8 protein-coding genes are annotated in these 16,007 nt (G+C 69.5%); 5 read left to right on the top strand and 3 right to left on the bottom strand.

Annotated features, from left to right (window positions below):
- Positions 1-151 precede the first annotated feature (151 nt).
- On the top strand, positions 152-2,164 hold the full coding sequence (locus ABZX92_RS07685) for an EAL domain-containing protein (RefSeq protein WP_355555148.1): 2,013 nt from the start codon (positions 152-154) through the stop codon (positions 2,162-2,164).
- Positions 2,165-2,267: 103 nt separating this feature from the next.
- Here ABZX92_RS07685 and ABZX92_RS07680 read toward each other — a convergent pair whose 3' ends face one another.
- A complete protein-coding gene (locus ABZX92_RS07680; protein WP_355555146.1) occupies positions 2,268-3,263 on the bottom strand; it encodes an alpha/beta fold hydrolase in 996 nt (331 codons plus the stop codon).
- Positions 3,264-3,280: 17 nt separating this feature from the next.
- Positions 3,281-4,591, bottom strand: coding sequence for a cytochrome P450 (locus ABZX92_RS07675; RefSeq protein ID WP_355555144.1), 1,311 nt, complete (start codon positions 4,589-4,591; stop codon positions 3,281-3,283).
- Positions 4,592-4,753: 162 nt separating this feature from the next.
- Here ABZX92_RS07675 and ABZX92_RS07670 point away from each other — a divergent pair, with 162 nt between their 5' ends.
- Both ABZX92_RS07670 and ABZX92_RS07665 read left to right on the top strand, forming a co-directional pair.
- The gene (locus ABZX92_RS07670; protein ID WP_355555142.1) at positions 4,754-5,566 is read left to right on the top strand and encodes an SAM-dependent methyltransferase; all 813 of its coding nucleotides are present in this window, start codon (positions 4,754-4,756) and stop codon (positions 5,564-5,566) included.
- 132 nt (positions 5,567-5,698) lie between these two features.
- On the top strand, positions 5,699-7,789 hold the full coding sequence (locus ABZX92_RS07665; RefSeq protein WP_355555140.1) for an EAL domain-containing protein: 2,091 nt from the start codon (positions 5,699-5,701) through the stop codon (positions 7,787-7,789).
- Positions 7,790-7,897: 108 nt separating this feature from the next.
- Here ABZX92_RS07665 and ABZX92_RS07660 read toward each other — a convergent pair whose 3' ends face one another.
- Positions 7,898-8,845, bottom strand: a complete 948-nt coding sequence (locus ABZX92_RS07660) for a chitinase (protein ID WP_355555138.1) — start codon at positions 8,843-8,845, stop codon at positions 7,898-7,900.
- A gap of 175 nt (positions 8,846-9,020) precedes the next feature.
- On the opposite strand from ABZX92_RS07660, the gene ABZX92_RS07655 reads away from it, so the two are divergent.
- On the top strand, positions 9,021-12,158 hold the full coding sequence (locus ABZX92_RS07655) for an ATP-dependent DNA helicase (RefSeq protein WP_355555136.1): 3,138 nt from the start codon (positions 9,021-9,023) through the stop codon (positions 12,156-12,158).
- Positions 12,159-12,470: 312 nt separating this feature from the next.
- On the top strand, positions 12,471-15,827 hold the full coding sequence (locus ABZX92_RS07650; RefSeq protein WP_355555134.1) for an ATP-dependent DNA helicase: 3,357 nt from the start codon (positions 12,471-12,473) through the stop codon (positions 15,825-15,827).
- The last annotated feature ends 180 nt before the right edge of the window (positions 15,828-16,007 follow it).

Here is a 16,007-nt window from a genome sequence, read left to right as displayed (position 1 = left end):
TCACTCCGTCGGCTCAGTGGACGCCGACTCCCGGTAGGTAGACTGCCGGACACTCTTCAACCCATACAGGGCAACGGGAATGACGAAACCAAGCCGAAGACCCGATGCCGCTCCACCTACGGACACCGCCGCCGTCCGGGCGCGAGAAGCCTTGTCGCGCAAGTGGAGCTACCTGCTCAGCAGCGTCGTTGTCGTCGCGTTGAGCAGAGACGAGCTGGACGCCGAACTGAGCGCCCAGCTCGACGCGTTGTGTGCGGCGCTGCACAACGAGCCGTTCGACCCTGCTCCGTTCGAGGAGACGGGCGGGCGACTCGTCGCTCTCGGCTACGTCAACGAGCCCGGCCTCAGGCGGACCGTCGACGTGCTCGGCAAAGGCCTGCTGGCGCTTCCGGAGTTCCGCGCGTCGGACCAGCACACGGTCCGCGTGGTGGGCGGAATCGGTGCGCTGACTTGTGGTTTCACCGCCGCGCGCGCCCGTTCGATCCTGGACCAGCAGGAGAGCATGCAGCGTTCGTTGCTCAAGGCCGCCCATGACGCGCAACGAGATCAGCGGCAGAGCGAGGCCAAGTTCGAGGGCTTCGCGTCCTCGTCGACCAACGGCGTGCTGATCGTCGGCCTCGACGGACGGCTGGCCTGGGGCAACGACGCGATCGGCGTCATCCTCAACCACCGCCCGGAGCCGGGGAGCAGGCTCGTCGAGCTGATCGCGCCGACGTCCATCGTGGTGTTCCGCGAGATGATGGAACGCGTGCTCGCCGAACGCGGTGAGTTCGAGCGGGAACCGATGCAGCTCGTGCGCGGGGACGGCGAGTTCGCCAAGGTCACGCTGACGGCGTCACTGCTGCGCGACGACGAGGGCAAGGCCAGTCATGTCCTGGTGATCGCCGACGACGACACAGAACTTGCTTTGTTGCAAGGAGAACTGCGCCGGCAGTCGCTGCACGACGTGCTCACCGGCCTCCCGAACCGCCAGTTCTTCACCACTCACCTGGAAACCGTGCTGCGCAGGGCCGATCCCGAGTTCGGCGTCACGATCTTCCACCTCGACCTGGACGCGTTCGGCCTGGTGTGCAACAGCCTCGGCGGCCGCGTGGGCGAGAAGCTGCTGCAGCACGTGGCACGCAGGCTGCGCGCGTTGCTGTCGCGCGAGCAGGCGATGGTCGCGCGGTTCGACGGCGACGAGTTCGGCATCGTCGTGGAGAACACGGCTTTCACGCCGGACGTCGCGACGAGGATGGCCGCGATCAACGCCGACCTGGCCGACCCGATCTACCTGGACGACCACGGGCTCGCGATCTCGGTGAGCGCGGGTGTGGTCCACCGGCCGGCCCCTGACGTCGACCCCACCGAGCTGTTGCGCATGGCGGACCTGGCGCTGCGCAAGGCCAAGAAGGACCAGCGCGGCCAGTGGGAGTTGTTCCACCACGACCAGGACACCACGTTCCGCCGGGACGCGGCACTCGCCGTGGTGATGCCGGGAGCGTGGGAGCAGGGCGACATCGGCGTGTGCTACCAACCGGTTCGCGTGCTCGCGACCGGTGGGCTGGCGGGCGTGGAAGCCGTGCTGCACTGGGATCTCACGGATCGCTGCGCCGACCTCGCCGACGAGACCGGGCTCATCCTGCCGATGGGCGAGTGGCTGATCAGGATCGCGGCCGGCCAGGCGCAGTGGTGGCGGCAGCGCGGCGAGATCGACACCCAGTTCGGCGTCCGGCTCACCCGGCACCAGTCGACCGACGCGGACCTGGTCTCGCGCGTGTCGAAGGTGATCGAGGAAACCGGCATGCCGCACGAGAAGCTGACGCTGGCCATGCCGGTGTGCGTGCTGGACGTGGCGGACGCGGCGGAGAACCTGGCCACGTTGGCGGACCAGGGAATCCGGATCGCGCTCGACGACTTCGGGCTCGGGCCGCGGGACCTGGCGTGGCTCACGGAGCTGCCGGTCGTGTCGGTGCTGGTGCCGAAGGATCTGGTGCGGCGGCAGGATCTTCGTTCCGCGGCGTTGATCCCGGCCGTGCACGACCTGGGCGTGAACCTCTGCGTGGACGGCATCGAGACCGAGGAACAGGCGCGGTGGTGGACGGCAGCGGGCGCCGACCTCGCGATCGGCGCCCTCTACGGATCACCTGAGGCAGCAGGCGATCTGCTGAAGAAGCTGAACTAGTGGCGCTTCTCGGAACGTTGGCGAGGTGATCCAGGCTCAGCAGGGCACCACGATGCACCCGTCTGACCGCGAATTCTCCCCGGCACCGTTCCGAGCCACACCCCTAAAGGCTGCGCTGCCAGGCGACCACTGCCTCGTGGTAGCGGTCCGAGTCGGGCGCGAAGTTGAAGCAGTGGCCGTAGCCGGTGAGGACGAGCGCGTCCACTCGCGGCGCGTGTGAGTAGAACGGCCTCTCCGACGCGGCCAGCGCCTCGGACGACGAGCAGTCGGAGCCGAGCGGCGGGGTGCCGCAGAAGTAGTCCGACGTCGTCTGGATGCTCATGACCGGAGCGGTGATGTTGCGGCTGGCCGGAATCACGAGGTTCACCATCAGTGGTGTCGTCACCAGCTCGGCGGTCGCGAAAACGTCCTTTGTGGACTCGTCGTAGTCCACCACGGCGGGGTTCAGCGCGCCCGGCTTGTGGAAGCTGGCGTAACGGGATCCAGGCGTCGTCGTCAGGTAGCCGGGGTCCAGGCCGAGCCGGGCCAACTGCGGGTCGAGCGTGACCGGGATCGAACTGATGATCGTGGGCAACGCCTTGACGTAGTCCCACTGGTTGGTCATGCCGGTGATCAGCACCCCGTCGACGTCGTGGTACGTCGCCGCCTCGACGATCGCGACCACGGAGCCGAGCGAGTGGCCGCCCATGAACACCTTCTGGAACTGTCCGCGCATCCGTTGCACCACTTGGTGCACCGCCTCGGCCTGGCTCGGGACGGTGACCAGCAGGCTGAGCGGTTTGCTGCTCCGGCCGGTGCCGACCCGGTCCACCGCCATGGTGGCGATGCCGGCGTGGTTCATCGCCAGCCGGACGGAGCGGACGTCGGGCTGGACCGGGATGTCCCAGTACGCGCTGGTGTACGTGGCACCGGGAACGAGGACCTGGACCGATGTCGCGCCCTGAGGCACGCAGAGCCTGCCGTACACGGTCTGCTGGGTGAGGCCGAAGCTCACCGGCGTGTAGACGTCCTGACAGCTGATTTCGGCCGCGTTCGCCGGGAGGGGCGCGGTACCGAGCAATGCGAGCACTGCGACGGCACAGAGCCGACGGAGACGCATGAGGGAACAACCTCCAACTAGCGGGGAACGGCCTTCATGAACAGGCCGAGGGGGTAGACGGCGTTGGTGAACTTGGTGCGCACGGGCCGGTCGGGCACCAGCCGGTAGCGGGAGAAGACCGTCGCCACCGCGATGACGATCTCGGTCAGCGCGAAGTGGTTCCCGATGCACTGGTGGATACCGCCGCCGAACGGGACGAACGCGCCCTTGGGCAGCTGCCGGGCGCGTTCGGGGGTCCAGCGATCCGGGTCGAAGCGCTCGGGATCGGGGAAGTGCTCGGGGTTGTGGTGCATCGCGTGCGGGCTGATGATCAGTTCGGTGCCGGGCGCCAGGCGGACACCGCCCAGGTCCACCTCTTCGGCGACGCGGCGCATGAGGAGCCAGAGCGGGTACTTGCGCAGGACCTCGTTGGCGACCTGGCCGACGTAGGGCAGCTTCGGCACGTCGTCGATCGTCACGGGCCGCCCGGCCAGCACCTCGTCGAGCTCGGTCAGCACCCGCTGCTCGACCTCGGGGCCGGCGGCGATCTCGTGGAAGATCCACGCCAGTGCCAGCGCGGTGGTCTCGATGCCGGCCGACAGCAGCGTGATGACCTCGTCGAAGACCTGCTGGTCGGTCATCGGCTCGCCGGCCTCGTCCCTGGCCAGCATCAGCATCGACAGCAGGTCGCCCTGGTCGGTGCCGTCCGCCCGCCAGCTCGCGATGACCTCCTGCACGATCGCGCGCATCCGGGCGATCGCGGCGTCGAACTCGCGGTTGGCCGGGATCGGCAGCTTCTCGACGAACCCCGGCGAGAGCGAGCGGACGATGCCGTTCTTGATGATCACGAAGATCGACCGGCGGGCCTCGTCGACCGCGCGGTCGCCGATCTCGGTGGAGAACAGGGCCTTGCCGACGATGGTGACGGCGAGGCTCTGCATGTCCTCCTCGATCCGGCGCACCTCACCCGGCCGCCAGCCGTCCACCAGCTCCTGGGTCGCGCGGACCATGGTGTTCGCGTAGCCCGCGATCCGGTCGCGGTGGAACGCCGGCTGCATCATCCGGCGCTGGCGCAGGTGGAACGGGCCGTTCGACATCACCAGCCCGTTGCCCATGAACGGGCGGAACTTGTCGAACATTCGTCCTTTGTGGAACTTGGGCGCATCGGTGACCAACACCTGGTGCATCAGCTGCGGGCTGGTGACGAACAACGTTCGCATCGGGCCGAGGTAGATTTCGACCAGATCACCCTGACCTCGTAAATTCGCAGTGAACTCGAATCTTTTCCGCAGCAATGGCAGAGTGTGCCCGAGAAATGGCAGCCTGCCGGGTGCCACCGGGACAGACATCATCGCTCCTCGCGACGTGGAAAGAGACGGCCAACCTTAGGAGTCGTTCGGCCCAGAGTGACAGTGCCCGATCGGGTGGCGTGCGTTCACACCTGTGGACTAACCGCGCGCACTTCGTGCCTGCCTAAGCTGGTGCGTCCGCAACCTGAAGAGGTGGTCACCGTGGCTGACGAGCAGAACTGGGTTCCACAGAGCGTCGACGTCTCGGTGCCGAGTGCGGCGAGGCTGTACGACTACATGCTCGGGGGTGCGCACAACTTCGCGGTGGACCGGCTGGCGGCGGACAGGATGCTGACCGCGATGCCGCACGCGCGCAGTGCCGCCAGGGTGAACCGGGCGTTCCTCGGCCGCGCGGTGCGGTTCATGATCGAGCAGGGTGTGCGCCAGTTCCTGGACATCGGTTCCGGCATTCCCACCGTGGCCAACGTGCACGAGGTCGCGCAGGAGGAAGCTCCGGAGTGCCGGATCGTCTACGTCGACCGCGATCCGGTGGCCGTCGCGCACAGCGAGCTCATCCTCGCGGGCAACGACAGGGTCCGCGTGCTGCAGGCCGACCTGCGGGACCCGGACAGCATCCTGAACAGCCCGGAGGCACGCCTGCTGGACTTCGACCAGCCCATCGGCATGCTGATGCTGCTGATGCTGCACTGGGTGCCGACCGAGGCCGACCCGTGGGGACTGCTCAAGCACTTCCGCGAGGCGTTGCCCAGCGGCAGCTACCTGGCGATCACGCACTTCGCCGACGACCACGACTACGAGGGTGCCAAGAACGCGGCCGCGGGGATCAACAGGGCGGGCGGGGACCAGGTCGTCGAACGCAGCCGGGACGACATCGCGGCGTTCTTCGGTGATTTCGAGCTGGTCGAGCCGGGTCTCGTCAGATTCGCCGAGTGGCGGACTTCCGGACCGGGCGACATCTCCAGCGATCCGGCTATCAACAGGCTCGCTTACGCAGGGGTCGCACGCAAGCCATAGAGAATCTCGATGGAGTGATGCTCATTCACACGGTCGGTCGAAAAGAGACCGACGGACCGTGGGTAAGATGCCGAGTCATCTGAGCCCATTGCGAGGCAGCCCCGAATGCCCGAGCCGAGTCGAATACCAGACGTGACGCCCGCGCCCGAGGACCTGGTCCAGGCGCGGAAGTTGCTTGCCCGGAAATGGGCATATCTGCTGCAGAGCGCAGTGGCGATCCCGATGAGCCTGGACGGTCTCGGCGAGGCGCTGAGCTCCCGGCTCGACGAACTCTGCGCGATGCTGCACGAGGAGCCGTTCACCAGTGATCCGGCCGAGCGGATCGGCGCGGGTCTCGTGGAGCTGGGGTATCTGGGGGCGATCGGGCTGCGGCGCACGACGGAGGTGCTCGGCAAGGGGCTCTTCGCGCTGCCGGAGTTCGGGCAGGCCGGCAAGTACGCGCAACGGATCGCGCTCGCGATCGGCGCACTCGGGTCCGGCTTCACCGCGGCTCACACCGAGTCCGTCCTCACGCAGCAGGAAAGCCTCCAGAGGTCGTTGCTCAAGGCCGTGCGCGACGCCAACTGGAACCTCAAGGAGAGCGAGGCCCGCTTCAACGAGGTCGTCACGTCGTCCACCAACGGCGTGCTGATCGTCGACCTCGACGGACGGCTGCTCAGGACGAACGCGGCGGTCGGCGACATCCTCGAGCACACCCAGGACGAGCTCGTCGGGGTCCCGCTGCTCGACCTCATCGCGCCCGGTTTCACCGAGATGCTGAGTGACGCGATGGCCGACCTGATCAGCGGCACCGCGCAGCGGGTCAGGCAGTCGCAACGGATGCTGCGCAAGGACGGTGAGGCGGCGCGGTTGTCGCTCGCCATGTCGTTGCTGCGCGGTGCGGACGACGAGCCCATCCACTTCGTCGTGGTGGTCGAGGACGGCACCGAGCTGGAGCTGCTGCAGAGCGAGCTCAAGCGGCAGTCGCTGCACGACGTGCTGACGGGGCTGCCGAACCGGCAGTTCTTCACCACCCACCTGGAAACGGTGCTGCGCAAGGCAGATCCGGAGTTCGGGGTGACGATCTTCCACCTCGACCTGGACGCGTTCGGCATGGTGAGCAACAGCGTCGGCGGGCGGGTCGCCGAGCGGTTGCTGCAGCACGTCGCCCAGCGGCTGCGGGTGGTGCTGGCGCCGGAGCAGGCGATGATCGCCAAGTTCGACGGCGACGAGTTCGGGGTGCTGGTGGAGAACACGGCGACCACGCCGTCCATCGGCGAGATCATGAAGAGCATCAACGACGACCTGCTGCTCGAACCGACCTATGTGGACGGTCACGGGCTGGCGGTGTCGGTGAGCGCGGGCGTGGTGCACCGGCCGTCGGTGGAGGCCGAGCCGGTGGACGTGCTGCGGGCCGCGGACACGGCGCTGCGCAGGGCCAAGGTGCGCAGGCGCGGCCAGTGGGAGGTCTTCCACCCCGCGCAGGACGCGCTCGACCGCCGTGACCACGCGGTGGCGGTGGCGATGCCGGCCGCGTGGGAGAACGGCGAGATCACCGTGCGGTACCGGCCGATCGTGCGGCTGGCCGACGGCGAGGTCGCCGGTGTCGAGGCGGCGTTGCACTGGGACAGACCGGATGCCGAGGTGCTGGACCACGACGAGTGCGCGGAGCTGGCCGAGTCGACCGGGCTGATCCTGCCGCTCGGCGAGTGGCTGTTGCGGATCGGCGGCGGGCAGTCGGCGTGGTGGCGGCAGCGCGGGCAGTTCGACCGGTCGCTGGTCGTGCGGCTCACCGCGCACCAGTCGACCGACGCCGACCTGGTGTCGCGCGTGGTCGGCGTGCTGGAGGAGACCGGGCTGACGGCCGAACAGCTGGCGGTCAGCATGCCGGCGTCGGTGCTGCTGGTGACCGACGCGGCCGACAACCTGGGCACGCTCGCGGACATGGGTGTCCACCTGGGGCTCGACGACTTCGGGCTCGGTCCGCTCGACCCGGCCGCGGTGTCGGACCTGCCGGTGAAGTCGGTGCGGGTGGCGCGCAGCCTGGTCGAGCGCCGGTCTCCTTACGTGACAGCGCTGATGCCGTTGCTGAGCGGGTCGGGCGTGACCGTGGCGGTGGACGGGATCCGCAGCGCCGAACAGGCTTCCTGGTGGCTCGCGGCGGGTGCGGACTTCGCGACGGGCGATCACTTCGGGGCGCCCGGGACGCCGGCGGAGTTCCTGAAGACGCTGGAAAAGCGGTGAGGCAGGCGCTCTGGAGCGCCTGCCTCACATTCGCCGCGGGATGCGGAAGTTCTGGAACCCCGGTGACCGGACGGGGTCGGGGTCACGTCCGGCCACCGGAGGAGTCTGCTACCCGGTGAAGCCCGCGAGTGCCTTGGTGAACTCGTAGGTGCCCTGGTTGATGCCGCTGCACGAGTCGCTCATGGCGCCGCAGTTGCCCTTGTCCCGGTTGACCGCCCAGAAGGACACGCGGGACAGGTGCTTCGAGTTCGCCCAGCTGATGATGGACTTGAAGTTCGCCGGAGTGACGGTCTCGCCGGTGTCGGTCTTGCCGTTCATCGAGGACAGACCGCTGCGCCGGTACGCCGCGTCGTCGGAGAGCCCGTACGTGGCCTTGATGTGGTTCTTCAGGCCGTCGACCGCGCTCTTCGTCTTGGCGGCCATGTCGCCGCCGGAGCCGAAGTCGAACGGCATGACCGCGAACGTGTCGATCGGCGCGCCGAGCTCCTTGGCGCGGGTGACCAGGCGCTTGCCCCAGGTGTTCGGGCCGGTGGCCTCGGTCGGCATGGTGATGACGACCTTCACGCCCGAGTTGTTCTGCTTGATGATCTTCAACGCGCCGAGCACGCGGTCCTGGACCGTGTTGTTCTCGAACTCCTGCGCCTCGATGTCGATGTCGATCGCCTTGAGTCCGTAGGCGTCGATGACCTTCTGGTAGGCGCCCGCGAGTGCGCTTGCCGAAGAGCACTTCTGGCCGAGCTTGTTGCCGGACCAGCCGCCGATCGACGGGACCGCTTCACCGCCGGCCGCGCGGATGTTGTTGATCAGGGTCTTGTCGCTTCCGGTCAGCGAACGGGTGCCGTCCCACTTCGGGTTGCAGCCGCCGTCGCTGAGGATGAAGGCGAGGGTGAACGACTTGATGCCCGTCTGCTGCATCACGCTCGTCGCGCTGGGGACGCTGCCCCACTGGTAGAGGTAGGGCGCGGCGAGGATGGGGTTCACGGCAGCTTGAGCCTGCACGGGCAGAAGCATCGCCGTGCACGCGGCAGCGACTGCGCCGACGAGGAACCGCTTCATCAGTCCTCCAAGAACTGCTCGGTCCAGGGCGGCGGAGCTGGCAGTGAGAGGGCTCACAACGTCTTCAAAAATGGACTAGACCACCTCTCTCTGTCAAGAAGGTAGACGAAATCCGCATACGGCCCGTCCGGCGGGCGTCGCTGATCTTGTCGGTGCCGCGTGGTGAAATCGAGGCGTGGCACTTCCGCCCCAGCTGGTCCGCCGGAAGCCGGAGACGCGCCCGCGTCCCCGGTGGGACGCGGCTGCCCAGCGGGTTTTCGGTTCGCCGGGCTTCCTGCGGGTGCTGGGCGGACCGGGTACGGGCAAGACGACGCTGCTCGCCGAGCTGGCCGCGCACGTCGTGCTGGAGGAGGGGGCCTCGCCGGAGAACGTGCTGGTGCTGACCGCGAACCGGCGTGCGTCCGTGGCGTTGCGCGCCCACATCACGCGGTTGCTGACCGGCCGGCTGTCCACTGTGCGTGAGCCTTTGGTCCGGACTGTCCACTCCTACGCGTTCGCGGTGCTGCGGAACCAGGCGGTGTTGCTGGGGGAGCCGCCGCCGCGGTTGCTGTCCGGTCCGGACCAGGACGCGATGGTGCGCGAGCTGCTGGCCGGTGACGTCGAGCTGGGTGCGTCGAACTGGCCTGAGCGGTTGCGCCCGGCGCTGGAGCTGCCCGGGTTCGCGCACGAGCTGCGGGATCTGCTGTTGCGGGCTGCCGAACGCGGGCTGGGGCCTGAGGACCTGGTCGAGCTGGGCGAGGAGCACGGGCGCGACGAGTGGGTGGCGGCCGGGTTGTTCGGGCGGCAGTACGAGTCGGTGAACCTGCTGTCCGGCATGGACTCGGCGACGGCTTTCGCGCCCGCCTACGACGCCGCCGAGCTGGTGTCGTCGGCTTACGCCGCCTTTGTGAACGACGAGGAGCTGCTGTTCGCCGAGCGGCGGCGGGTGCGGTACCTGCTGGTCGACGACGCGCAGCACCTCGACCCGATGCAGTACTCGCTGATCAGGTCGCTGGGGTCGGGTGCGTCCCGGTTCGTGCTGGCGGGCGATCCGGACCAGGCGATCTTCACGTTCCGCGGGGCGTCGCCGGAGATCCTGCGGGACGTGGACGGCGAGACCGTGGTGCTGTCGCGGTCCCACCGGATGATGCCCGAGATCCGGGATGCGGTGGCGCGCTTGGCTGCCCGGCTGCCCGGTGCCTCTCCCGCGCGGTCCGTGCTGCCGGCCGAGGGCGAGGGTTCGGTGCAGGTGCGGCTGCTCGCGTCGTCCGCGCAGGAGGCGACTTGGGTGGCGGACCAGTTGCGGCGCTCGCACCTGGCCGACGAGGTGCCGTGGTCGCAGATGGCGGTCGTGGTGCGTTCGGCGACGTTGTCCTTGCCGGTGCTGCAACGGGCTTTGCTCGCGGCTGGTGTTCCGGTGTCCGTTGCGTCGGACGAGCTGCCGTTGGCGCAGCAGCCTTCTGTGCGTCCGTTGCTGGCTCTGGTGCGTGCTGCGGCGGTGCCCGGGTCGTTGGACGAGGACACGGCGGCGATGCTGCTGTCGTCTTCGTACGGTGGGGCGGATCCGTTGGCGTTGCGGCGGTTGCGCCGTGGTCTGCGCCGGCTGGAGATGGCCGCGGGTGGCGACCGCCCGTCCGGTGAGCTGCTGGTCGAGGTCGTGGAGACGGCCGACCGGCTGGCGGCGCTGGAGGACGTGGAGTCGCTGCCGGCCCGGCGGATCTCGCACCTGCTGGCGTTGGCGCGCAAGGCGATCGCCGATGGCAAGTCGGTGGAGGTCGTGCTGTGGGAGCTCTGGACGGCGACCGGGTTGCAGGACCGCTGGGTGGCGCAGTCGGCCCGGCGCGGCTTGCCGGGCATGCAGGCGGACCGCGATCTCGACGCGATCGTGGCGTTGTTCGAGGCGGCGGCGAAGTACGTCGACCGCCTGCCGGGCTCGGGAGTGGCGGGCTTCGCGGACTACCTGGAATCGCAGCGGATCGTCGGCGACACGCTTGCCGCCTCCGCGCCCACTGGTGAGGCCGTGTCCGTCCTGACCGCGCACTCCGCGGCCGGCCGTGAGTGGGAAGTCGTTGCCGTGCCTGGTGTTCAGGAGGGCAGCTGGCCCGACCTGCGGCTGCGCGGCACCGTGTTGGGCGTCGAACGCATGGTGGACGTCCTGGCGGGCCTCGAACCGTCGGTGTCGGCCGTGGCCCCGATCCTGGCCGAGGAACGCCGCCTGCTTCTGGTCGCCGCGTCCCGGGCCCGCTCGAAGCTGCTGATCAGCGCGGTTCGCGGTGAGGACGAACAGCCGTCGCGCTTCCTCGACGAGATCGAGTCGTCGACCGAGGAGGAACGCAAGCTTCACCGCCCCCAGCGCGGCCTGGTGCTGGCCGAGCTGGTCGGCGAACTGCGCCGGGTCGTGTGCTCGGACGCCGAGTCCTCGGAGCGTCGTTCGCGTGCTGCGGCTCAGCTCGCTCGCTTGGCCGAGGCGGGTGTGCCGGGCGCTCACCCGGAGTCCTGGTACGGCGTGGCTGATGTGTCCACATTGGACTCCTTGTGGACGGAGGAGCAGAAGGTCAGCGTGACGCCGTCGACCATCGAGGTGATCACGAAGTGCCCGCTGCGCTGGGTCATCGAACGCCACGGCGGCCAGGACCCGGCCGAACTGGCCTCGGTCACCGGCACCCTCGTCCACGCCCTGGCCCAAGCCGCCGCCTCGGGGGCCGACTCGGCTCAGCTCCGCGTGAAACTCGACGAGGCCTGGGCAGCCGTGGACGCCGGCGCCCCGTGGTTCTCCCGCCGCGAACGCCTGCGCGTCGAGCGCATGCTGGACACCTTCCTCGCCTGGCTGACCATGAGCCGCGCCCAGCTCACCCAGGTCGCGGTCGAGGAGGAGATGGTCGTAGAGGTCCCGAAACGCGACGGCGGCCCGTGGCTGCAGGTCCGCGGCCGCGTCGACCGCCTGGAACACGACGAGGACGGCCGCCCGATCGTCATCGACATCAAGACCGGCAAGAGCCCGGTCTCCCGCGAGGCCTCGCAGGAACACCCACAGCTCGCGGTCTACCAGCTGGCCACCTCGCTGGGCGGCTTCACCCACATCGGCCTGGGCACCGAACCCGGCGGCGCCCGCCTGCTGTACGTGGCCAAGGAGGACAAGAAGACAGGTGCGGTCGAACGCACCCAGGCACCGCTGGACGAGCAGGGTGTCCGGGCGTGGCTGGAGGTTGTGCAGGACGCGGCGGAGTCGGTGCTCGGCCCGGACTACACGGCGCGGGAGAACGCGGACTGCGACCGCTGCCCTGCCCGGACCACGTGCCCGGTCCACCCGTCCGGCCGGCAGGTGAGCGAGTAGGCCCGAGCAGCTGGGCGGTCGGCGCGAGGCTGCCCGGTACGCGTAGGCTGATCGCGGTTGACCTGCACGTTTCTCGTGTCCGAACGGTCGCCGAACACACGGGCTCGGGTGCTGCGGAAGCTCGTGGCACAGGTAGGAAGATGTATTGGTGACGTTGCTGAGGACCTGCGACCGGACTGTCGCCCCGCGCGACGCTCGGCATCGCCTCGTCCACCGGCATCGCGTCGCGCGGGGCCAGGGCGCCATCCGCGGGTCGTTCGCCGTGCGTCGCGCTGACCGCGGCTCCTCCGTCGTCCCTGAGCTGGCCGGCCGATGACCGTCAGTCCCTTCGAGATCGCCGAAGCGCTCGGGCTCAACAAGCCGACTCCCGAGCAGGCCGAGGTCATCGCCGCCCCCACCCAGCCGGCGCTGGTCGTGGCCGGTGCCGGCGCGGGCAAGACCGAGACCATGGCCGCCAGGGTCGTCTGGCTGGTGGCCAACGGCATCGTGCTGCCGGACCGGGTGCTGGGCCTGACGTTCACGCGCAAAGCCGCACGCCAGCTCGCGGACCGCGTGCGGGCACGGCTCAGAAGGCTCGCCGGCTCCACGCTCCTCGACGAGCTGGACCCCAGCGGCGAGCGGAAGATGGCCGTCCTCACCGGCGAACCCGTCGTGCTCACCTACCACGCGTACGCGGGCCGGTTGGTGACCGAGCACGGCCTGAGGCTGCCGGTCGAACCCGGTGTCCGGCTGCTCACCGAGACGGCGTCGTGGCAGCTGGCGCACCGGGTCGTGTCGACGTGGGCGAAGGACATCGACACCGACAAGGTCCCCGCGACCATCACCGGGTACCTGCTGTCGCTCGCGGGCGAGCTCGGCGAGCACCTCGTCACGCCCGAGGCCCTGCAAAGCCACGCGGACCGGCTGTGCGCGCTGATCGAGAACGCGCCGAAAGCACCCAGGCAACGGGACGCCCTGCCGGAGAAGCTGCAGGAGGTCATCCGCGCGCAACGGCTGCGCGTCGCGCTGTTGCCGCTGCTCGACGCCTACCAGCAGCGGAAGCGGAAGGAAGCCGCACTCGACTTCGCGGACCAGATGTCGCTGGCCGCGCAGCTGGCCGCGTTCAAGGAGGTCGCGGAGGGCGAGCGCGAGCGGTACGGCGCGGTGCTGCTGGACGAGTACCAGGACACCGGGCATGCCCAGCGCGTCCTGCTCAGGAGCCTGTTCGGCGAGGGCAAGCCGATGCCGGTCACGTCGGTCGGCGACCCGGCGCAGGCCATCTACGGCTGGCGCGGGGCGAGCGCCGCCAACCTGCCGCGGTTCGTGGACGACTTCCCGCCGACGAACAAGTTCGGGCTGTTGACCAGTTTCCGCAACCCGCCCGAGGTGCTGGAGCTGGCGAACGCGGTGTCGTTGCCGCTGCGAGAGGCCGGACTGGACGTCGAGGAGCTCAAGGCACGACCGGGGGCCGGACCTGGCGACGTCCGGCTCGCGCTGCACGAGGACATCCGCCAGGAGCTCGACTGGATGGCGGACAACGTCGCCGCGCAGTGGATCGCGCACCTCGACGAGGAAGGTGTGCCGCCGACCGCGGCCGTGCTCGTCCGCAGGAGGTCCGACATGTCGGCCATCGCGGCCGCGCTCAGGGACCGCGGGCTGCCGGTCGAGGTCGTCGGCCTGGGCGGGTTGCTGGACGAGCCCGAGGTGCGTGACCTGGTGTCAGCGCTGCGGGTGCTGGTGGATCCGCTGGCGGGAACGGCGGCCGCGCGCCTGCTCACCGGATCGCGCTGGCGGCTCGCGGCACGAGACTTGGCGGCGCTGTGGAGCCGGGCGCGCGACCTGGCTGGAGTCCAAAGCAGACAGTCTGTCGTGGACGATCCGTTGCTGGTGCTGGCGGACGCGCTTCCTGGCGAGCACGCGGAACAGGCCGGGCTGGCGGACGCGCTGGACGACCCCGGCGACCCGGACGCGTACTCGCCGGACGGCTACCGGCGCATTCGCAGGCTCGGCGGCGAGCTGGCGATGTTGCGGCGCAGGCTGGACCAGCCGCTGCCGGAGCTGGTGGCGGACGTCGAACGGACGTTGTTGCTGGACATCGAGGCCATGTCGCGGCCGGGCATGGTCGGGCGGGCGCATCTCGACGCGTTCTCCGACGTCGTGATGGACTTCGCGGCGGCCAGCCCGAGCGCGACGCTGCCGTCGTTGCTGGACTACCTGTACGCGGCCGAGCACGCCGAGGACGGGCTGGAGCCCGGCGAGGTCGAGGTGTCCGAGGACCGCGTGCAGATCCTGACCGTCCACTCCGCGAAGGGGCTGGAGTGGCGGATCGTCGCGCTGCCGCACCTGGTCAAGGACGTCTTCCCCGGCCGCAAGAAGTCGTCGTGCTGGCTGAAGGCGGTCACGGAACTGCCGGCTGACCTGCGAGGTGACGCGCAGGACCTGCCGGAGCTGAGGCTGAGTGCGGGCTTCAACCGCAAGGAGATCGACGAGGCGCTCGCGATCCACGCGGAGGAGTTCGAGGACCGCAGGCTCGTCGAGGAACGCCGGCTCTTCTACGTCGGCGTCACGCGCGCCGAGCACACGCTGTTCATGTCGGGGCACTGGTGGGGCGAGGCGGGCGAGAAACCCAAGGGCCCGTCCGTGTTCCTGCAGGAGATGCACGAGGTCCTGCAACGGGACAACCCGCCCGGCGACATCAGCACGTGGGCCGACGAGCCGGAGCCGGACACCCCGAACCCGCTCGCCGAGGACGTGAAGACCTCGCAGTGGCCCGCGGATCCGCTCGGCAAGCGCCGCGACGGCGTGGTCGAGGGCGCCGAGATGGTGCTGGCCGCGATCGACGCGCTCAAGAACGCGCCGCCCGAGCCGTTGCCGCTGATCTTCGACGAGCCGGAGCCCGAGCTGGTGGAGGACGAGGACTACCCGCCGCCGGACGAGCCGCCGGACGACGACTTCCCGCCGGAGCCCGAGCCGCTGCCGGACGACGTCGTGCCGGACGACCCGGAGATGCCCGAGGAGGACGACCCGGACGGCTGGGCGAAGGACGTCGACGTGCTGCTGGCCGAACGCGCGGCGTCGATGAACCGCCGCGAGCAGGTCGAGCTGCCCGACCACCTGTCGGTCAGCCAGCTCGTCGAACTGGCGAAGGACCCGGACCTGCTGGCCCGCAGGCTGCGGCGCCCGCTGCCGTTCCCGCCCAACCCGCTGGCCCGCCGCGGTACGGCGTTCCACACGTGGCTGGAGAACCGGTTCGGGGCGACGCGGCTGCTCGACATCGACGAGCTGCCCGGCGCCGGTGATGCCGACGCGGCGCCGGACGCCGATCTCGACCGCCTGAAGGAGGCGTTCCTGCAGAGCGACTGGGCGGACCGGACACCGCACGACGTCGAGGTGCCGTTCGAGGCGGAGTTCGACGGCATTTCGGTGCGCGGGCGGATGGACGCCGTCTACAAAGATCCGGACGGCTGGACCGTGGTGGACTGGAAGACCGGCGCGGTGCCGGACGCGGAAGCGCTCCCGGCGTTGTCGGTGCAGCTCGCGGCCTACCGGCTGGCGTGGGCGGCGTTGATGGGGGAGCCGTTGGAACGGGTCCGGGCCGCGTTCCACTACGTGCGGCACGACCACACGCTCAGGCCGACGGATCTCCTCGACGAGCAGGGCCTGAAGGATCTGATCAGGACTGTGGGCTAGGGATCTGATCAGGACTGTGAGCTCGTGATCGTCAGGACCGCATGCTCATGATCGCGAGTTGTCCACAGGTTGCGGCGCGCTGACCTGCGGTGATGCCGGGCGCGGTAAGCTGTGGACAGTCAGGAACCGAAAGTGCGTTTCAATCGTTGCGTGACAAGGAAGCGCGCGGGGGCAGCAGCG

The organism is Lentzea sp. NPDC006480 (genome assembly GCF_040611995.1).
In the GTDB taxonomy this organism is placed as follows: domain Bacteria; phylum Actinomycetota; class Actinomycetes; order Mycobacteriales; family Pseudonocardiaceae; genus Lentzea.
The sequence above is the reverse complement of the archived record's forward strand: the minus strand, read 5'-3'. Positions and strand labels throughout refer to the sequence as shown.

Bases quoted from the DNA above. Each gene is read 5' to 3' on its own strand.
- ABZX92_RS07650 (WP_355555134.1), top strand. From the start codon at position 12,471: ATGACCGTCAGTCCCTTCGAGATCGCCGAAGCGCTCGGGCTCAACAAG.
- ABZX92_RS07660 (WP_355555138.1), bottom strand. From the start codon at position 8,845: ATGAAGCGGTTCCTCGTCGGCGCAGTCGCTGCCGCGTGCACGGCGATG.
- ABZX92_RS07680 (WP_355555146.1), bottom strand. From the start codon at position 3,263: ATGCGTCTCCGTCGGCTCTGTGCCGTCGCAGTGCTCGCATTGCTCGGT.
- ABZX92_RS07675 (WP_355555144.1), bottom strand. From the start codon at position 4,591: ATGTCTGTCCCGGTGGCACCCGGCAGGCTGCCATTTCTCGGGCACACT.